Genomic DNA, 19390 nt, shown 5'->3' with positions numbered 1-19390 from the left:
ATCAACCAACCCCCACTACCGCCGCTCGTAAGGCAGCTTCTCCCCCGCCTCCACTGCGAACGGCAGGTGGTTGCCCTCCGGCGGCAACGGGCACGTGGCGAAGTCCGTGAACGCGCACGGCAGGTTCACCGCCCGGTTGAAGTCCAGCGTCACCGTCCCGTCCGCGGCGGCTTCGGCGACCGGGAGAGAACGGTTCGCGGCATAGGTCGTCACGCCGCTGGTCTCGTCGGTGAAGAGGATGCTGTAGCCGCCGGCCTTGCCGTTGAACGCCGTCAGCACATGCTCGACACCGTCGCGCGAGAAGACCACCCGGCCGGGTGCCGTGTAGACGTGCGACAGTCCTTCCACGACCGCGCCGACCGTCGTGGGGCGTGGTTCGTCGAACGGTTCGAAGCGGCCACTCAGGACCCAATCCGGGTCCGGTTCGTACGCGGGCACGCCGTGGAAATCGTGCAGCACCGGGGCTTTCGGGTCGTGCACGCGGATCAAGTAGCCCGACCGGCGGGCGATCTCAATTTCGACAGAACCGGCCGTCACCCGGGTGCCCGCGCCGCTGTTCACCAGCTCGAAGCGGTGGACGCCGGTCAGCACCGCGCCGTCGTGCCGGAGGTCGCCGCCGTCCGGGTCGACGTAGGCGGCTTCGGCGTCCTGCCACCATCGGCCGGGCAGGCCGGGGTACGTCCGCGGCGAGTCCTCCAGCCAGTCGAGCGACACCAGCGCCAGCCAGCCGTACGGGTCGGCCAGCGTCTTCTCCCGGTCTGCCTTCCAGTCCTGCCACGCCTGCGCGAATTCCACCGCCATGTCGGATCCCTTCCGCTCGTGTCGACGGGCACAACACCGGGCCCGGCCCGGCATTCCGGCTCCCACCACGTGAGAACGGTAGGGTCCCCCGGGTGGCGGAGCAGACGGAACAGGCCGTGGAGATCTACACCGACGGCGCGTGCAGCGGCAATCCCGGACCGGGCGGATGGGGCGCGCTGCTGCGCTACGGCAAGCACGAGCGCGAGATGTACGGCGCGGACGACTCCGTCACCACCAACAACCGCATGGAGCTGATGGCTCCGATCCGCGCGCTGGAAAGCCTCACCCGGGCGTCGGTGGTGCGGATCTACACCGACAGCACGTACGTCCGCAACGGCATCCTCCAGTGGATGCCGCGCTGGAAGAAGAACGGCTGGCAGACGCAGGCGAAGCAGCCGGTCAAGAACGCCGACCTGTGGCAGCGCCTCGACACCGCCTGCGAGCGGCACGAGGTCGAGTGGCTGTGGGTCAAGGGGCACGCCGGGCTGCCGGAGAACGAGCGCGCGGACAAGCTCGCGGTGAAGGGTTCGCAGGAGGCCGCCGCGGCCGGGGTGCGCCGGGCCCGCGGCTGAGAGCAGCCCGAAGCTGCCGCCCGCACCCCGGACGACACAATCACCCGCGTGAAGAAACCCTGCCCCTGCGGACTCCCCGAGCCCTACCCCGACTGCTGCGGCCGGTTCCACCGCGGCGACCAGCACGCCCCGACCGCCGAGCGGCTGATGCGGTCGCGGTATTGCGCCTTCGCTGTCGGAGACCCGGGCTACCTGCTCGACACCTGGCATCCGGACACCCGCCCGAAGCGGCTGCGCCTCGACCCCGCGCAGGAGTGGACCCGGCTGGAGATCCTCGGCCGCACCGGCGGCTCGCTGCTGCAGAACGACGGCACCGTCGAGTTCCGCGCGCACTACCGCTACCAGGGCCACGACGAGGCGCAGCACGAGAACAGCCGGTTCGTCCGCGAGGACGGCCGCTGGTACTACGTCGACGCGCTCTGAACCCCGGCGGAAAATCGGGCGAAAAGCACCCGCCGAGGTCTGTTCCCCGGCGCTCCGGGCGGCTACCATCACCGGCAATCGTTAAGGAACTTTACTAACAATCGCCGCCGCCAGGAGCCCGAGGAGGACCGCTCGTGACCCCACGCCGGCCAAGAATGCCCGGACGGCTGTTAGCAGTCGCCGCACTGACCGCGGCGCTGATCCCCGGTGTCGCCGGGGCCGCGTCGGCCGGGCCGGAGCCCGGTCAGGCCGCGATTCCCGGTTATCTGATCCAGTCCTCGGCCAAGGTGGCCGACGACGCCGCGGTGTCGAAGCCCGGCTTCGACGCGAAGGGCTGGTATCCGGTCGGCGCGCAGTCGACGGTCTACGCGGGCCTGCTCGCCAACGGCCGCTACTCCGACCCGTTCTACTCCACGAACATGAAGAACGTGCCTACCGCGGACTTCAAGGTCCCGTGGTGGTACCGCTCCGACATCAAGGTCGCCGACCCCTCGCAGCGCACCTACCTCGACATCAGCGGCGTCCTGTCCAAGGCCGACATCTGGGTCAACGGCACCCGCGTCGCGACCAAGGACGAGGTCAACGGCCCTTACACCCGGCACGATCTCGACGTGACCAAGCAGGTCCACGAGGGCGTCAACAGCGTCGCGTTCAAGGTCTACCCGAACGACCCGAACAACGACCTCTCGATGGGCTGGATCGACTGGGCGCAGACCCCGCCGGACCAGAACATGGGTCTCGCGCGCGAGGTCGTCGTCCGGCACAGCGGGCCGGTCGCGCTCCGCGGCGCGCACGTGGTCACGAAGCTGAACGTGCCCGGGCTCGACCATGCCGACCTCACCGCCAAGGCCGACGTCCGCAACGACTCCGATTCGGCAGTCCGCGCCACGGTGTCCGGCACGGTCGCGGGCCGTCCGGTGAGCCAGGAAGTCTCACTGGCCGCGCACGAGAAGAAGACGGTCTCGTTCCCGGTGATCGGCGTGGACAAGCCGCAGGTGTGGTGGCCGGCCGGGATGGGCGGGCAGCCGATGCAGCAGCTCGACCTGACCGCCACCGTCGGCGGGACCACGTCCGACGCGAGCCACTCCAGCTTCGGCATCCGCGACGTCAAGGCTCCGCTGAACTCCAGCGGCGGCAGGCAGTACCTCGTCAACGGCAAGCCGCTGATGATCAAGGGCGGCGGCTGGTCCCCCGACCTGCTGCTGCGCTGGGACGCGGGCCGGGCGGCGGACAAGCTCGCCTACGTCAAGAACCTCGGGCTCAACACGGTGCGGCTCGAAGGCCACATCGAACCCGACGCGTTCTTCGACCTCGCGGACCGGATGGGCGTGCTGACCATGCCCGGCTGGGAATGCTGCGACAAGTGGGAAGGCCAGGTCAACGGCGACGAGAAGGGCGAGCCGTGGACCGAGGCGGACTACCCGATCGCCAAGGCGTCGATGACCGCCGAGGCCGAGCGGCTGCGCGACCACCCGAGCGTGCTCTCGTTCCACATCGGCAGCGACTTCGCGCCCAACGCGCGGATCGAAAAGGGCTACCTCGACGCGTTGTCCGCGGCGGACTGGCCCGCGGCGGTGATCTCCGCGGCGTCGGCCAAGGCTTCGCCGAAGCTCGGCCCGTCCGGGATGAAGATGAACGGCCCGTACGACTACGTCCCGCCGAACTACTGGTACGACAAGGCGCACAAGGACGCGGGCGGCGCGTGGAACTTCAACTCCGAGACCAGCGCCGGGCCGGACATCCCGACGATGGACACGCTCAAGCGGATGATGACGCCCGCCGAGCTGGAAACGCTGTGGAAGAACCCGTCCGCGCCGCAGTACCACCGGTCCGAGTCGGAGACCTTCGCCAACCTGAAGATCTTCGGCGACGCGCTGGCCGGCCGCTACGGCAAGCCGACGAGCCTGGACGATTTCGTCCGCAAGGCGCAGCTGGCGCAGTACGAGAACGTCCGCGCGGAGTTCGAATCGCACTCCCGCAACTTCACCGACTCGAAGGACCCGTCGACCGGGCTCATCTACTGGATGCTCAACAGCGGCTGGACCTCGCTGCACTGGCAGCTGTTCGACGCCTACCTCGACCAGAACGGCTCCTACTTCGGGGCCAAGAAGGCGAACGAGCCGCTGCACATCCAGTACTCGTACGACACCAAGTCGGCTGAGGTGGTCAACTCCACCACGAAGAAGGCGTCCGGCCTGACCGCCAGCGTCGAGCTGTTCAACACCGACGGCACGAAGAAGTTCTCGAAGACCAAGAAGAACCTGTCGGTCAACGGCGGCGGCGCGCACGCGAAGGCGCTCGACATCGGTTCGGTCAGCGGGCTTTCGTCCACTTACCTGGCGAAGCTGGTGCTCACCGATTCGGCGGGCAAGGAGGTCAGCCGGAACGTGTACTGGCTGTCCACCAAGGACGACAAGCTGAACTGGAGCAAGTCGGACTGGTACTACACGCCGACGTCGTCGTACGCCGACCTGTCCGGGCTGTCGAAGCTGGGCGCGGCGAAGGTGGGCGCCACGGCGACGTCCGCGCCGGGTCCGGACGGCACCACCGTCACCACGGTGAAGCTCACCAACACGTCGTCGGGCAAGACCCCGGCGTTCATGGTGGACACGCACATGGTGGACAGCGCGGGCACGCCGGTGCTTCCGGTGTCCTGGTCGGACAACCAGGTCAGCCTGTGGCCGGGCGAATCGGTGACGCTCACCGCCACCTACCGCACGGCCGACCTGCACGGCTCGGCGCCTTCAGTGCGGGTCGCGGGCTGGAACACCGGCACGCAGACCGTCGGAAGCTAGGCCTCGTGAGTGGCAATCCCGGTTCCAACCGGGATTGCCACTCACGACCCCCACAACCTCCGCTGCTCCGCATCCGGATCAGCCACCGTCACACTCACGTCGTCAAACACCCGCGTCACCCGGCCTCCCGGCTCGTAGGCCGCCCACCCCGGGTCCCCGACCACCACGAACCGGACCCACGTCTCGAACATCTCCTTCGCCATCCCCCGCATCCGCTCCGGATCGGGCCGCGCGATCGCGAACAGAAACCGCCAGCTGGGGTTGCGAATGTCGTCGAACACGAACGGCAGGTCCACCCCGTGCGCCGCGCCGAGGCCCTTCCCGCGCGGCGCGATCCGCCAGTCCAGCCGGTACATCCACGCCGTCCCGCCCGCCGCGTGCTGGGTTTCCGCGAGCCGGATCGCCGGCAGCCACCAGTCCCCCGCCGTGCGGACGCGGTTCACGAGCTGGTCCTCCGGCCAGTCCGGCAGCAGCTCCCGGTACGCCTCGGTCATCCGGGCGATGACGTCCGGTTCGAGCATCGTCGAGCCGGTCCCGAGCAGTTTCGCGCCGCCGGTTTGCAGCCAGGAGAACAGGTCCTGCTCGTCGGCCGTGGTTCCGGTCAGGATCCGGACGTCCCGCGCCGCGCCGTCCGCGACCGCTTCGCCGGGCCGCCGCGGCAGAAGATCGCCGTCGACCACCACGCGGTACGGCACGAGCGTGCCGAGCTGAGCCGTCACCCGTTGCTGCGCCGCCAAAATCTCCGTCACCGGCAACACGGCCAGGTCCGCGCCGCCCAGCTCCTCCAGCACCGCCTCGCCGACGTCTTCCGCCTCGGCCGGGGTGTGCACGACGGAGCCGACGCCGGTGCCGCTCTGCACGATGGCCTGGCTGAACAGCCCGCGCGCCGCCGGAACCGCCAGCAGCGTCCCGACCGTGCGGCCGCCGTTGGACTGCCCGGCGAGCGTGACGCGCCGCGGGTCGCCGCCGAACGCGGCCACGTTGTCGCGGACCCATTCCAGCGCCAGCACCTGGTCGTGCAGCGAGAGATTCCCGTCGGAAACCCCGGGCAGCCGGAGCAGGCCGAGCACCCCGAGGCGATACGCGATGGTCACCACGACCACGCCGCTGCGGGCGTACGCGGACGCGTCGAACTGATGCGGCGCGCCCATCAGCCCGCCGCCGCCGTGGATCCACACCAGCACCGGGTACGAGCCGGGCGCTTCGGGCGCGTAGACGTTGACGTACAGGCAGTCCTCTTCGCCGATGAAGCGTTTCCCGGTCACGTCCGGCTGCGGGGCTTTGGCGGCGAACTCCGTCGCGTCGCGCACCCCGGTCCAGGACGCCGCCGGCACCGGCGGCCGGAACCGCAGCTCCCCCACCGGCGGCTCCGCGAACGGCACCCCCAGGAAACGCCCGACCCCGTCCCGCACCTCGCCGCGGACGGCACCGGCCCGCGTCTCCACCGTCGTCACGACCGCAGCCTAACGCCGGTCCCCGCGCGTCCTCCGAAGCCGCGGGCGATGATTGTCCGGTGGAAATCGCAGCGGAATTGGTGGCGCTGGTCCTGACGGTCCTCCTGGTGACCGTCGTCGCGCGCCGGATGGACTGGTCGGCGCCGCTGTGCCTGGTCGCGGTCGGCGTCGGGGTGTCGTTCATCCCGGGGGTGCCGCAGTACGAGCTGGACCCGGAGATCGTCCTCATCGGACTGCTGCCGCCGCTGCTGTACTCGGCGTCGATCCAGACGTCGCTGGTCGCCTTCCGCAAGCTGCGCGGGCCCATCGCGCTGCTGTCGGTCGGGCTGGTGGTGTTCACCGCGTTCGGCGTCGGGGTCGTCGCCTGGCTGGTCGTGCCCGGATTGCCGCTGGCCGCCGGGATCGCGCTGGGCGCGGTCGTCGCCCCGCCGGACGCGGTGGCGGCGAGCGTGGTCGCGCGGCGCGTCGGAATGCCGCGCAAGCTCGTCCGGCTGCTGGAAGGCGAAAGCCTCTTCAACGACGCGGCCGCGCTCGTCGCGCTGCGGACCGCGATCGCGGCGATCGCCGGTGCGGTCAGCCTCTGGCAGGTCGGTCTCGACTTCCTGCTCGCGGCCGTCGGCGGGATCGTCGTGGGCTTCCTCGTCGGGCTGATCGTGACGTACGTGCGCGCGAAGCTGGAAGACACGCTCACCGACACCGCGCTGTCGTTCGCGGTGCCCTTCGCGGCCTATCTGCTCGCGGAAGCGGTGCACGGATCCGGGGTGCTGGCGGTGGTCGTCACCGGGCTGATCCAGGGGCACCAGACGCCGCGGATCCAGTCCGGGCCGTCGCGGCTGGCGAGCAGGCTGAACTGGGAAACCGTCCAGTTCCTGCTGGAGAACATGGTCTTCCTGCTGATCGGCCTCCAGGTGCGGGGAATCCTGCACGAGGTCGGCAAGAGCGGGCTGTCGCTGTGGCAGCTCGTCGGGATCTGCGCCGCGGTGCTCGCCGCGACGATCTTCACCCGGATGCTCTGGATGGCCGGCATCGGCGTGGTGAAACGCGTCCTGAACGGACTGGGCGTCCAGCGCGGCAAGGTCTGGCCGTGGCGTTATTCGGCGGTGATCGCGTGGGCCGGGATGCGCGGCGTGGTCACCCTCGCCGCGGCGTTCGTGCTGCCCGCAGACACGCCGCAGCGCGCGGTGCTCGTGCTCGCCGCAGTCGTAGTGGTGGCCGGGACGCTCCTGATGCAGGGCATGACGCTGCCGCCGCTGATCCGACGGCTGCGGCTGCCTCGTCCGGACCCGGCGGAGGACGCGCTGCAGGAAGCCGCCGTGCTGCACGACATGACCCGGGTCGCGCTCGCGAAACTGGAAGAGCTGCAGCGTCCGGAAGACCCGCCCGAGGTGATCCAGCGGCTGCGGGACCGGCTGCAGGGCCGGTCCGACGCCGCGTGGGAACAGCTCGGACGCCAAAGCACTCTCGCCGAAACCCCCAGCGACGCCTACCGCAGGCTTCGCGTCCAGCTGCTCGAAGCCGAACGCGAACAGTTCCTGCTGGCGCGCGACCGGGGCACCGCCGACGACGCCGTGCTGCGCCGCGTGCTGGCCCGGCTCGACATCGAAGAATCCATGCTCGACCGCGACGAGGAGGAACCACCGGTGGCCGAACGCGAACTCAGCACCCCCGCCGCCACGGCCGGGTCGTGCAAGCACCTCAGCCATGCCTGGACGGACAAGGAACCCAGTTCCCCGGATTCCTGCGCCGAATGCGTCGAAGCCGGGATGACCTGGGTGCACCTGCGGATGTGCCTCAAGTGCGGCCACGTCGCCTGCTGCGACTCGTCGCCGGGCAAGCACGCGTCGCAGCATTTCCACGAGACCCGGCATCCGGTGATGCGCAGCTTCGAGCCGGGCGAGACGTGGCGATGGTGCTTCGTGGACAAGCAACTCGGTTGAGCCGACCGGTTAGGGTCGGGGCATGAGCACGCCCGAACAGGAAGTCGAGTACCGCCAGCACCGCTTCAGCCCGCCCTCCGGCGCCACCGAGATTTTCCTGGTGCGCCACGGGGAATCGATGCCGCAACGGCTCAGCGAGCCGTTCGATCTCGTCGACGGCCAGGCCGACCCGGACCTCGCGCCGGAAGGCCGCGACCACGCCGCGCGCGTAGGCGAACGGCTGGCGTCGGAACGCATCAGCGCGCTGTACGTGACGACGTTGCGACGCACCGCGCAGACCGCGGCGCCGCTGGCGGAGAAGCTCGGCCTCACCCCCGTCGTCGAGCCGGAGCTGCGCGAGATCCACCTTGGCGAATGGGAAAACGGGCTGTTCCGCAAGCACACCGCCGAGGGCCATCCGCTGGCGCAGAAGCTGTGGGAGGAACAGCGCTGGGACGTCCTGCCCGGGGCGGAATCAGACGAAGCGTTCGGCCGCCGCATCCGGGCCGCGCTCACCCGCATCGCCGCAGCGCATCCGGACCAGCGAGTCGCGGTGTTCACCCACGGCGGCGTGATCGGCGAGGTGTTCGCCCAGGCGAGCCGCGCGCTGGAACGGTTCGCGTTCCTCGGCGCGGACAACGGATCGATCTCCCACCTCGTCGTGCACGGCGACAACTGGCTCATCCGCGGGTTCAACGACCGCTCTCACCTGGCCGCCCCGCTCGGCTGAGCGTGCTCGTCGCGGCGGAGCGCCCCCGCCGCGACGAGCTGCACCGTCACCAGCACCGCCACCGACTCGGCGGCAAGGAGCCCGATCAGCACCAGCACCTGCGTAGTCCCGGCCTGAAGCGGGCTCGCCCCGCCCAGCAGGACGCCGACGTACGCGCCCGGCAGTGTCACCAGGCCGACCGTCCGGGTCTGGTCGAGCGCCGGGATCAACGCGTGCCCCGCCGACGGACGGCAGATCTCCAGCGCGGCGTGCCTCGGCAGAAACCCCAGCGCCAGCGCGGCTTCGTACTCGCCGCGGCGCTGCTTGAGTTCGTCGAGCGCGCGACGGGCCGCCTGCGACGTCGCGGTCATCGACCCGCCGATCACGATCCCCGCGACCGGCACCACCGAGATCGGCTTCGCCGGCACGACTCCGGAACCCAGCACGAGTCCCAGCACCGGAACGACACCGGACGCCAGCGCCAGCGCGACCCACCCGACCCGCCGCGGCGCCCCGATCCGGCTCGCGGACGTCGCGGCGGCGATGGAGAACATGAGCAGCACGAACAGCCCGGTCAGCCAGTCGGAGCGCAGGATGACCGTGATGACCAGCGAGACAAGCGCGAGCTGCGCGACCGCGCGCACCGCCGCGACGAGCACCGCCCGGCCCTGCCCGAGCTGCCCGAACCGGACGACGGCCGCGCCCGCGAGCGTCAGCACCACGAGCACGGCGATCAGCGCTGGCCCGAACCCGATCGCACCGTTCACGGTGCCGATCCTGCCTCAGCCGGGCTCGCCGCGATGACCGCCGCCTAACCGCCTTGGGTGCGCGACATGCATCGGCCAGGCGAACTCTCCGCTCCCGCAGAAGTCCGTGAAGGACTCCTTGCGGGAATCTGATTCCCTCAAGGAGTCCTTCACGGACCGCCGCGGGTCAGGCGCTGCAGCTGAGCTGCCGCCCCTCCCCCGCCACCGATTTCTCGGCCACCACGTGCCCGTCCACCCGGATCCGGCACAGCAGCGCCCCGGCGCTCTGCGCGACCAGGCTGCTGAACACCGGCTGTTCGGCGGGCACCCTCCGCTGCACCGTCACCGACCAGGGCAGATGCACCTCGGCCTGCTGTTCGAGGTCGCCGCCGTTCGCGACGTAGGTGAGGTTGTGCGCGAGGTCCCCGCCGGTCAGTTCGTAGACGACGGTGCGGGTCACCTCGCGGGTGATCGCCGGCTCGACGGTCACCGACGGCACCGCGGCGGCCGGCGCGGGCTGGTCGTCCGGCGTGGCTTTCGGCATGACGTACCACGCGACGGTCACCGCCACGGCGATGACGCCGATCACGACCACCGCGCTCCCGAGCGGCCGCAGCCTGCCCGAATCCCCCCGAACCGCCGTGGGCCGGGTCGCGCCAGGAACACCCATGGAGAGGTCTTCTCTTCTCGAGCGCACTTCCCGCGAGTGCGACGTCTGGTTCTTCGCCAGACCGTTACACGGCGTTAGCCAACCCGGAGAAACCTGTCCCATTTCACCCTGATGGGGGTAACGATCGGTCGCACAGGAGTACGGTCACCACGCACGATGCCGATAACGCTCGCGCACTCCCCTCGCGACGCAGGGTGATCAGTCGACCAGCCCGGCCTCGGACAGCATCCGCAGCACGCGCTGTCCGGCGGGCGGACAGGCGGCGGCGTCGGCGGCGCGCAGCCAAGCGGCCTCGGCGATCTCGGCCGAGGGCTCCGGCTCGCCAGTGTGGTCGGCGGTGTAGCAGGTCATCCGCACGCGGCGGCCGTCGGCGAACCCGTCGGCCTGCTCGTCGAGGAGCGCGAAGAAGCGGAAGCTGAGCGGGTCGAGCGCGACGCCCAGTTCTTCGCGGATCTCCCGGCACAGGCCCTCGACGTCGCCCTCGCCGGGTTCGCGCTTGCCGCCGGGGAGATAGAACTTTTCCTTGCCGGTCGTGCGGACGGACAGCAGCCGCCGGTCCCGCACGTGGACCCAGGCCAAGGCATCGATCGGGGTCATGGATCGCATTCTGTCGTACCCGGGAGGCATGATCGCGGGGTGTACTGCGAAAGCCCGCCGCCGGCCTCGCTGCGCCGCCTCGTGCGGTGCGGCTGGGAGTCGGTGGAGCGCGGCCCGAAACGGATCGTCCCGGACGGCTGCGTAGACCTCGTCGCCGGAGACGGCGAAGTCTTCGTCGCGGGCCCCGACACGGTGGCGTGGACGTCGATGTTCCCGCCCGGTGCCCGGCTGCGCGGGCTGCGTTTCCAGCCGGGCGCGGCGTTCGCGATGCTCGGCGTCGGCGCGGACGAGCTGCGCGACAGCCGGATCCCGCTGGCCGATCTCTGGAACCGGCGCGGCGCGGCCCTCGCCGACGAAATCCTCAGCGGCCGCGACCTCGCCGACGCGATGGCCGACGTTGCGGTGGAACGAGCGGCCACAATGGACCCGGCGGACCCCGTGGACCCGGTGGTCGAGCGGATGCTGGCGCGACTCGCCTGGGACACCGGGATTCCCGGCCTAGGCACCGCTTCGCAACCAATGCACCCGGGCGCGCGAACCGCCGTGCTTCCGGGCGGACCCCGGGCCGACGGCCACTCCCGCTGGCATCCGGCAGATCCGGCCGGATATCGGGCCGAAGGCCAGTCCGCCTGGCGAGCAACTCCCGGCCGGAGCGAACGACAAGCGCGGCGGCTCTTCACCCTCGCAGTCGGCTACGGACCGGCCACCTACCGGCGCGTCCTCCGCCTCCAACGGGCCATCGCACTGGCCCCCGCCACCGCGACCCTCGCCGACCTTGCCGTCGCCGCGGGCTACTCCGACCAGCCGCACCTCACCCGCGAATGCCGGGCGCTCACCGGCCTCACCCCGCGCACCTACTTCGCCCTCGTGAGTGGCAATCCCGGTTAGAACCGGGATTGCCACTCACGAGGGTCACTCCGCCGCCAGATCCTGTTGCCGCGCAAGGAAATGCGCCGTCTCCACGGTAGCCGGGTACAGCGCGCGATAGTGCGCGTAGAACTCGTCGTACCGATCCGCCCGCGCCGGATCCGGCTGGAGCACCTCGGCAACCGGGTTCCACGCCTCGATGTCCGGCTCCAGCCCGACCGCCACCGCCGCCAGGTACGCGTCCCCGAAGCACGCGCCGACAGTTTCCGTCGGAAGATGCTGCGGCGTCCGGGTCACGTCGCTCACGATGCCCGTCCACACCCGCCCCTGCGTGCCGCCGCCGACCGCCACCAACCGGCGAGCCGGCGAGCCCATCGCCGCGAGGTTGTGCCGCACCCCGTAAGCCGTTCCCTCCAAAGCCGCGCGATATAGCTCGGCCCGGCCGTGCGACGTGGTCAGCCCCGCGATCACCCCGCGGGCCAGCGGATCCGGCACCGGCGTCCGCTCTCCCGCGAAGTACGGCAGCATCAGCAACCCACGGCTCCCTGCCGGGACGCGGCCTGCCGAAGCGACCAGCTCGGCGAAATCGCCGTCGAAGAGTTCCCGCAGCCAGTCGGTGATCGCGCCGGACGTCGCCATTCCGGCGGCGAGCGAGTAACTGCCTGGGAAAACCCCGCGCGTCGCCCACAGCCCGGGCACCGCGCGAGCCTCGGCGACCGCCTGGACGAGGAACATCGTGGTGCCGTACATGACCATCGTGTCGCCGGGCTCGCGCACGCCTGCGCTGGTCGCTTCGGCCCACGCGTCGATCGTTCCGCAGGTGACCGGCAACCCGGCCGGCAACCCGGTCTCGGCGGCCGCCGCGGCGGTGACCGTGCCGACGACCTCGGTCGGCCAGGCGAGCCGCGGCAGTTCGACCCCGGGCGCGACGAGCGCCGCCCAGTCCTCCGCCCAGCCGCCCGCGCGCAGGTCGTACATCGGATCGCACTGGCTGGCCGAATGGTGGTCGAGCACGTACTCGCCGGTGAGCCGCTGCACGAGATACGAACTCGCCATCAGGAACTGCCGGGCCCGCACCGCGACCTCCGGCTCGTGCCGGTGCAGCCACCGCCATTTCGGGCCGACCGCCTGACTCGACAGCGCGCTGCCGCACCGCTCCACAATGGACTCTTCGCCGAGTTCGGCGGTCAGCTCGGCGATTTCCGCGCCGGCCCGGGTGTCGACGCCGTACAGGATCGCCGGACGGAGCGGGCGGCCGCCGCCGTCCGCGGGCAGCAGGACCGGGCCGATGCCGCTCACCGCGAGCCCGGCGGGTTTCTGGCCGCCTGCCAGCAATTCGCGCGCCAGCTCGGCGAACGCGGCCCACCACACCGTTTCGGCGTCGTGCTCGAACCAGCCGGGCCGCGGGCGGGAGGTGCCGTGCGGGCGGGCGGCGCGCGCCAGTACAGTGCCGTCCGCACCCACGAGGACGCCTTTCGCACTGGACGTGCCGATGTCGATGCCGAGCAACGGGCCCGGTTGCATCGCAGCACCCCCGGTAAGCGGACGGTAAACGATTACCGGGACGGTATTCTGCGGTCACCGGGGTGTCAAGGAAACCAGGACGAGGAGGCGCGGTGGCCACGATCAGCGACGTCGCCGCCAGGGCAGGCGTCTCGACCGCCACCGTGTCGCGGACGCTGAACGGGAAGTCCACAGTGGACCCCGAACTGGCCGCGCGCGTGCTCGAGGCGGCCGCGGAACTCGGATACCACCCGAACGGACTGGCGCGGAATCTGCGCCGCCAGGAAACCGCGGTGCTCGCGCTGATCATCTCCGACGTCGAGAACCCGTTCTTCACGTCGATCGCGCGCGGGGTCGAGGATCTCGCGCAGGTGTCCGGGTACTCGGTCGTGCTCTGCAATTCCGACGAGAACGAGGACAAGGAACGCCGGTACCTCGACGTCGCGCTCCAGGAGCGCGTCGCGGGCGTGCTGCTCTCCCCGACCGGCGCGGCCACGAACGTCACGCGCCTTCGCCGGCTCGGCACGCCGGTGGTCGCGGTCGACCGGCCGCTGCCGGGCACCGACGGCGACCAGGTCCTCGTCGACACCCGCCGCGCCGCCCGGCAGGCGGCCCGGCACCTCGTCGCGAACGGCTACCGGCAGGTGGCGTGCCTGACCGGACCGCCGGGCGTGCGCACCGCCGACGACCGGCTCGCCGGCTATTTCGACGCGGTCGGCGAGGAGAACGCGGTCTACCGCCGCGCCGAATACCGGGCCGAGGGCGCCCGGCACGCCGCCGGGGACCTGCTGGACCGGCCGGAGCCGCCGGACGCGCTGCTGGTCGCCAACAGCACGATGGCGATCGGCGTCCTCGAAGCGCTCGCGGCGCGGAATCTGCGCGCCGGCCGCGACGTCGGCATCGTTTCCTTCGACGACGCCCCGTGGACGACCTTGATCGACCCGCCGCTCACCGTCGTGGCCCAGCCCGCGTACGAGATCGGCCGGGTCGCCGCGCAGCTGCTGCTCGCCCGCATCGCCGACAGCACCCGCGCGCCGGTCACCACGACCCTGGACGCACAGCTCATCGAACGGCAAAGCTCGCACCGCTGACGCACTCCCGGCACGGGAAAGAACCCGGAAAGGCCCGCCACGCCGCGAAATCCGGCATCGGCGGGCGGTGAGCGCACGGCGCAGGCGAACGTCCGCGAACCGCGAACGCCGCGGATCACGCACCGGCATCAGCGACCAGCGAAGGCGGCGAACAGCGGCGCACGGCGATCGATCTCAGCCGCCGCGGGCGGCAAACCGTGGCACACGGCGAAATCCGGCAGGCAGCCGCGCGCGGCGAAGGGAAACGACGTGCCTGGCGGTCCGCCGGAAATCCGGCGGACCGCCAGGAACGCCCCACCCCCTGTCCCCCCAGCTTCCGCCGCGGACGGCGGAGCAACGGGCCACACCCGAGGGCGGGAAACCGATTACTCGTTCGCAACGTAAATCGGCGGTCCGGGAGTGTCAAGCGCGCGAAAGCCTGGACAAGCCACCCGGCGCGGGGCAGACTGTCCCGGTCGTGCCTACGCATCGTGTTTACTTCTGTGCGATGCGTGGCGATCTTTGGTGAATTCACCCACAAAAGGGCGAGAAACCGCACGAACCCGCACACACGCGCTAGGCTGAGCGTATGTCGATAGCGCTGGAGAACGTTCTCGCCAGAGCGGGCCTCAAGGCCGACGCGAACGAGTTCCTCACGCTCGTGGAGGACGCGGCCCGCAGGCTGTCGCCGCCCAACCCCGACCCCTCGCACTACTTCTCCCCCGATCAGCAGTCGGCGCTCACCGACGCGGGCCTCGACCTGAGCCCGCGCGGCGAGGGCGAACCGGACTTCCGCGCGCGCACCGTCGCCGCGCACGCGGTGCTGGCCGATTCCGCGCTGTCGGTCGGCCAGGCCGCCGAAATGCTGAACGTCGACGACAGCCGGATCCGGCACCGCCTCAAGGAAGGCAGGCTCACCGGCTGGAAAGACCAGGGCTGGCGGCTGCCCGCGTGGCAGTTCAACGGCGCGGGCGTGCTGCCCGGCCTCGAAACGGTGCTGCGCGCGGTGCCCGACGACCAGCCCGCGCTGGTCGTCGCGGCGTTCATGAACACCCCGCAGTCCGACCTGGTGATCAGCGACCGGCCCGCCACGCCGCGGCAGTGGCTGCTCGCGGGCGGCGATCCCGAGCAGGTGGCCCGGCTCGTCGCCACGCTCGGCTCGCCGTTCTGATCCGCTGACCCTCCCCGCCCGCGCACCGATCCGCCCTCCGTGCGCAGGCCCGCCCCCTGCCCCGACACAGGACGGACAACTCCTCCCGCATGGCCCGGCTCCCCTCGCCTCCGGCGCGGTCTGCTCTGGTCAAGGGGCTGGACCGCAGCCACGACGTGGTTTCGGTGCAGCCCGAGACCCGGCTGGTCCGCATCTTCACCGCACACGGCAACCACCCGCAGCAGTGGAACACGTTCCGCTACACCGGCCCGCTCCCGCACGGCCGGTTCGACCAGCAGCCGCCCGGCCGCGGCGGCCGTCCGGTCACCGACCCGGGCAACGGCGTGCTGTACTTCGGCCTGACCGTGCGCACGAGCGTCGCCGAGGTGTTCCAGACGACCTCGACGGTGGACCGCACGACGCGCGGCCCCCGGCTGGTCGTGGTGCGCCCGACGCGGGTGCTGCGGCTGCTCGACCTCACCGGCCTGTGGCCGACCCGGGTCGGCGCGTCGCAGGAGATCTCCAGCGGCCCGAAGAAGATCACCCAGGCGTGGGCGCGGGCGATCCGCGGCGCGATGCCCGACCTCGACGGGCTCTGGTACCGCTCGTCGATGGACGCGGGCAAGCCCTCGGTGTGCCTGTGGGACCCGCCCGCGGGCGCGGCGCTGCCGATCGCCCCGGACGTCCTGCTTCCGCTGGACCATCCGGGGCTCGACGTGCCGCTGGGCCGGGTGTGCGAGGAGCTGAACTACACGCTGCTCAGCTGAGGTGCCGGGCCCACCAGTCCAGCACCGCCTCGAACCGCTGCACCCGGTGCCGCGGCTTGCCCGAGCGGGTCAGCTCGTGGCCCTCGCCGGGGAACAGCAGGAACTCGGTTTCGACGCCGGCCTGGCGCAGCGCCACGAACTGCCGCTGCGCCTGCTCCAGCGGGCACCGCCAGTCCTGCTCGGAATGCACGACGGCGAACGGGATCCGGATGTCGGCGGCGTAGCTGAGCGGGCTGCGGCGGCGCTGTTCGTCGGAGTCCGCGCCGACGTAGTTCTCGGCGAAGTAGTAGCCGATGTCGGAGCTGCCCGCGAAGGAATCCCACGCGTTCACCGCGCGCTCGCTCCACGCCGCGCGGAACCGGTCCGGGTGCTTGGCGGCGACCCAGCTCGTCATGAACCCGCCGTAGGAACCGCCCATGATGCCGGTCCGCGACGCGTCGAGATCCGGCCGCTCCAGCGCCTTGTCGAGCAGCGCGAGCACGTCGTCGACATCGACCGTGCCCAGGCCGTGCACCACCGAAGTACCGTGCGATTGCCCGTATCCGGCCGAGCCACGCGGGTTGCCGAGCACGACCGCGAACCCGGCTGACGCGTACACCTGCGCCTCGTCGAACACCGTCCATTCCTGCTGGGTGAACGGCCCGCCGTGCACGACGCGCAGCACCGGATGCGGTCCGTCGCCCTCGGGCAGGACGAGCCAGCCGTGCACCGGATATCCGTCCGGCGCGGTCGTTTCCAGCTCCACGACCTCGCAAAGACCCTTGTCCCGCAACGGCTTCGAGTAATCGGTGAGCGCCTGCGGACCGTCCGCGCCGAGCACCGCCAGCTCGCCCGCGGTGTCCGGACCGGCCACTACCGCGACGACAGTGTCGCCGTCCGCCGCGAATCCGTGGACTGCCGAGCGACCGGCGTGCAGCACCCGCAAGCCGTCCAGCTTCGCGCCGTCGGCGTTCGCCGGAACCGCGCGCAACTCCACCGCGCCGCGGTTGCGCACGGCGACCAGCACCTCGTCGCCGCGCGGAATCGCCGGACCAGAGCCGCATTCGACGTCGACGGTCTCCACATCGGTCAGCCGCCGCGGCTTTCCGTCCGGCACGACCGCATACAGGCCGAAGTTGGACGCGACCACGACACCGTCCTCATGGGACGTGCCGTAGAAGTAGAGCGTGCCGTCCGGCGTGTACACCGGCTGATCGGCATACCCCGCGCAGGCCGCGAGCACCTCGGGCTCGCCGCCGTCGACCGGGAACGCGACGAGGTCGTGCTCGCGCGTTTCGGTCCGGTCGAAGTCGTGCGGCACACTCACGACCACGCGCTCGCCGTCCGGCGTCCACACCGGCTGGTTGACGCTGTACTCGCGCGGGGTCACCGCTTCCGGCTCGCCCTCTTCGAACGTGTCGAGCACGAACAGCCGCTTCGGCCGGTCACGCAGGAAGCCGATGTTGTCGACGCGGTAGTCGAGCCGGGTGATCAGCCGCGGCGCCTCGGCACCGGGCTCCGGCGTGCGCTCGTCGGCGTCCTCGGTGCCGTAGCGGCCCGGCTCGGCTTCCCGCGCGGTGAACGCGAGCCAGCGCGAATCCGGGGCCCACACCGGCGCGTCCGCGCCGAGGTGCAGCGACGTGAGCTTCCGGGATTCGCCGCCGCCGGCGGGCATCACGTGCACCTGCGGGCTGCCCTCGGCGCCCTTGCCTTCGCCGGTGCGCAGGAACGCGACCCAGCGGCCGTCCGGCGAAATCGCCGGAGCGGAATCGCGCGGACCGTGCGTCCACGGCGTTTCGCCGCCGGAGAGCGAGATCCGGCGGATCGAGCCGCGGTACTGGTCGGTTTCCAGGTCGGGGCTGCTCACCGCGGCGAGCAGGAGGTCACCGCGCAGCGCGGGACGGCCGGGTACGGCGAGGACTTCGATGTCGGCAGGACGCATGCCGACGACCGTACCCGATCCTTAGCAAGGCAAACGACCTATTTGGCCTCGACCGCCCGCTGTTCGTCGCGCTTGGCCTTCGCCAGGCTCAGCACCGTGGTGACGGTGAGGACGACGACGATTACGCCCAGGGACATCCAGTTGTTGATGTCCAGCCAGTCCGGCGCGAGGTGGTACTCGTGCAGCGCGTGCACGACCAGCTTCGCGCCGATGAAGGCGAGGATCACCGCGAGGCCGTAGCTGAGGTAGACGAGCTTCGTGACGAGCCCGCCGAGCAGGAAGTACAGCTGCCGCAAGCCCATCAGCGCGAACGCGTTGGCGGTGAAGACCAGGAACGCCTCCTGGGTGATGCCGAAGATCGCCGGGATGGAGTCCACCGCGAACAGCAGGTCGGCCGAGCCGATCGCGATGATCACCAGCAGCATCGGGGTGATCTTCCGCTTGCCGCCTTCCTTCACCAGGTACTTGTGGCCGTGGTAGTCGTCGGTGACCGGGAACAGCTTGCGCACCCAGCGGGTGAGCGCGTTCTCGTGGTACTCCTCTTCCTCGCCGTTGCCGCGCAGCATGCTGATCGCGGTCCAGATGAGCACCGCGCCGAAGGCGAAGAACACCCACACGAACTGGTTGATCAGCGCCGCGCCGACCGCGATGAACACGCTCCGCATGCCGAGCGCGAGCAGGATGCCGACGAGCAGCACGCGGTGCTGGTGGATCGCGGGCACCTTGAACGAGGTCATGATGATCATGAAGATGAACAGGTTGTCCACGCTCAGCGAGTACTCGGTGATGTACCCGGTGAAGAACTGGACCCCGGGGTCGTGCCCGGCGAAGAACCAGACGCCCGCGCCGAACAGGACGGCGCAGGTGATGTAGAAGATCACCCAGCGAGCGGCCTCGCCGGTGGTCACCTCGTGCGGCTTGTGGTCGACGATCACCAGGTCGATGGCGATCAGCGCGAGCAGCCCGCCGACTGTCGCGAACCACAGCCACAGGGGGACGGTCATATCTGAAACCTCCGGATAGTGCGCAGCAGCAACTAACCGGAGGTCTCTCCCGCCGGTGCGAAACCGGCCGACGGTGCCGGGGACCTCGGCGAATGACTCGCCCGGGTCACCGTGCTGACGACACCGCCGCGAAGGAATACTCCCCTCACAGCGCGTTCAGTCTGCCGGTTACGGGCTGCAAACGCCAGCCGAGGTTGCCCACGTCACCGAACCGGCCGTGTCTTCTTCATCACTCCGAGCACCGGACAGGCGACCGACCACTCTCCGCACAGCCGAACCAGCGTGGAGAGGGGCTCGTGAGTGGCAATCCCGGTTAGAACCGGCATCGCCACTCACGACCCCCTGCCCAACCCGACCACACCGGCGGGATTGCGCCGGCGTTTGGGGTGAGCGGCGGGACAGGCCGAAGGCCCCTCCCGCCGCTC

17 protein-coding genes are annotated in these 19390 nt (G+C 70.8%); 9 read left to right on the top strand and 8 right to left on the bottom strand.

Going from position 1 to position 19390, the window contains the following annotated elements; genetic code table 11:
• Nucleotides 1–15: 15 nt before the first annotated feature.
• Entirely contained in the window at nt 16–801 is a 786-nt protein-coding gene (locus ACFSVL_RS27335) for a DUF1684 domain-containing protein (RefSeq protein ID WP_378308420.1), read from the bottom strand.
• Nucleotides 802–893: 92 nt separating this feature from the next.
• Here ACFSVL_RS27335 and rnhA point away from each other — a divergent pair, with 92 nt between their 5' ends.
• The 3 genes from rnhA to ACFSVL_RS27320 all read left to right on the top strand — a co-directional run bounded on the left by rnhA (nt 894) and on the right by ACFSVL_RS27320 (nt 4591).
• Complete coding sequence (rnhA, locus tag ACFSVL_RS27330; RefSeq protein ID WP_378308419.1) at nt 894–1373, top strand: ribonuclease HI; 480 nt, start codon at nt 894–896, stop codon at nt 1371–1373.
• A 48-nt stretch (nt 1374–1421) separates the two neighbouring features.
• Nucleotides 1422–1796, top strand: coding sequence for a YchJ family protein (locus tag ACFSVL_RS27325; RefSeq protein WP_378308418.1), 375 nt, complete (start codon nt 1422–1424; stop codon nt 1794–1796).
• Nucleotides 1797–1951: 155 nt separating this feature from the next.
• A complete protein-coding gene (locus ACFSVL_RS27320) occupies nt 1952–4591 on the top strand; it encodes a glycoside hydrolase family 2 protein (RefSeq protein WP_378308470.1) in 2640 nt (879 codons plus the stop codon).
• A 41-nt stretch (nt 4592–4632) separates the two neighbouring features.
• Here the strand turns inward: ACFSVL_RS27320 and ACFSVL_RS27315 are convergent, their stop codons facing one another.
• Nucleotides 4633–6045 carry a carboxylesterase/lipase family protein gene (locus ACFSVL_RS27315; RefSeq protein WP_378308417.1) on the bottom strand — a complete coding sequence of 471 codons (1413 nt, stop codon included), beginning with the start codon at nt 6043–6045 and terminating at the stop codon, nt 4633–4635.
• A gap of 59 nt (nt 6046–6104) precedes the next feature.
• Here ACFSVL_RS27315 and ACFSVL_RS27310 point away from each other — a divergent pair, with 59 nt between their 5' ends.
• Complete coding sequence (locus tag ACFSVL_RS27310; protein ID WP_378308416.1) at nt 6105–7982, top strand: Na+/H+ antiporter; 1878 nt, start codon at nt 6105–6107, stop codon at nt 7980–7982.
• Between the two features lie 22 nt (nt 7983–8004).
• The gene (locus tag ACFSVL_RS27305) at nt 8005–8691 is read left to right on the top strand and encodes a histidine phosphatase family protein (RefSeq protein WP_378308415.1); all 687 of its coding nucleotides are present in this window, start codon (nt 8005–8007) and stop codon (nt 8689–8691) included.
• Here the strand turns inward: ACFSVL_RS27305 and ACFSVL_RS27300 are convergent.
• The 3 genes from ACFSVL_RS27300 to ACFSVL_RS27290 form a co-directional block, all read right to left on the bottom strand.
• Nucleotides 8667–9437 (bottom strand): ABC transporter permease, encoded by a 771-nt coding sequence (locus tag ACFSVL_RS27300; protein ID WP_378308414.1) that lies wholly within the window; start codon nt 9435–9437, stop codon nt 8667–8669. The genes ACFSVL_RS27305 and ACFSVL_RS27300 overlap by 25 nt on opposite strands.
• 166 nt (nt 9438–9603) lie before the next feature.
• Nucleotides 9604–10086, bottom strand: a complete 483-nt coding sequence (locus ACFSVL_RS27295) for an MmpS family transport accessory protein (protein ID WP_378308413.1) — start codon at nt 10084–10086, stop codon at nt 9604–9606.
• Between the two features lie 198 nt (nt 10087–10284).
• Nucleotides 10285–10683 carry an NUDIX hydrolase gene (locus tag ACFSVL_RS27290; RefSeq protein WP_101439349.1) on the bottom strand — a complete coding sequence of 133 codons (399 nt, stop codon included), beginning with the start codon at nt 10681–10683 and terminating at the stop codon, nt 10285–10287.
• Nucleotides 10684–10722: 39 nt separating this feature from the next.
• Between ACFSVL_RS27290 and ACFSVL_RS27285 the strand changes: the two genes are divergently transcribed.
• A complete protein-coding gene (locus ACFSVL_RS27285) occupies nt 10723–11571 on the top strand; it encodes a helix-turn-helix domain-containing protein (RefSeq protein WP_378308412.1) in 849 nt (282 codons plus the stop codon).
• Between the two features lie 24 nt (nt 11572–11595).
• Here ACFSVL_RS27285 and ACFSVL_RS27280 read toward each other — a convergent pair whose 3' ends face one another.
• The gene (locus ACFSVL_RS27280; RefSeq protein WP_378308411.1) at nt 11596–13074 is read right to left on the bottom strand and encodes an FGGY-family carbohydrate kinase; all 1479 of its coding nucleotides are present in this window, start codon (nt 13072–13074) and stop codon (nt 11596–11598) included.
• Between the two features lie 92 nt (nt 13075–13166).
• Here ACFSVL_RS27280 and ACFSVL_RS27275 point away from each other — a divergent pair, with 92 nt between their 5' ends.
• The 3 genes from ACFSVL_RS27275 to ACFSVL_RS27265 all read left to right on the top strand — a co-directional run bounded on the left by ACFSVL_RS27275 (nt 13167) and on the right by ACFSVL_RS27265 (nt 16040).
• A complete protein-coding gene (locus ACFSVL_RS27275) occupies nt 13167–14144 on the top strand; it encodes a LacI family DNA-binding transcriptional regulator (RefSeq protein ID WP_378308410.1) in 978 nt (325 codons plus the stop codon).
• A 568-nt stretch (nt 14145–14712) separates the two neighbouring features.
• Nucleotides 14713–15294, top strand: a complete 582-nt coding sequence (locus tag ACFSVL_RS27270; RefSeq protein WP_378308409.1) for a DNA-binding protein — start codon at nt 14713–14715, stop codon at nt 15292–15294.
• An 89-nt stretch (nt 15295–15383) separates the two neighbouring features.
• Nucleotides 15384–16040, top strand: a complete 657-nt coding sequence (locus ACFSVL_RS27265; RefSeq protein WP_116206792.1) for an RES family NAD+ phosphorylase — start codon at nt 15384–15386, stop codon at nt 16038–16040.
• Here ACFSVL_RS27265 and ACFSVL_RS27260 read toward each other — a convergent pair.
• The gene (locus ACFSVL_RS27260; RefSeq protein WP_378308408.1) at nt 16033–17961 is read right to left on the bottom strand and encodes a S9 family peptidase; all 1929 of its coding nucleotides are present in this window, start codon (nt 17959–17961) and stop codon (nt 16033–16035) included. The two genes, ACFSVL_RS27265 and ACFSVL_RS27260, sit on opposite strands and share 8 nt — an antisense overlap.
• 38 nt (nt 17962–17999) lie before the next feature.
• Complete coding sequence (locus ACFSVL_RS27255; RefSeq protein ID WP_378308407.1) at nt 18000–18965, bottom strand: TerC family protein; 966 nt, start codon at nt 18963–18965, stop codon at nt 18000–18002.
• Nucleotides 18966–19390: the final 425 nt, after the last annotated feature.

The sequence above is a fragment of the Amycolatopsis silviterrae genome (assembly GCF_042684085.1).
In the GTDB taxonomy this organism is placed as follows: Bacteria; Actinomycetota; Actinomycetes; order Mycobacteriales; family Pseudonocardiaceae; genus Amycolatopsis; species Amycolatopsis silviterrae.
Note: the sequence above shows the minus strand (reverse complement) of the source record. Positions and strands in the feature narration are given on the sequence as shown.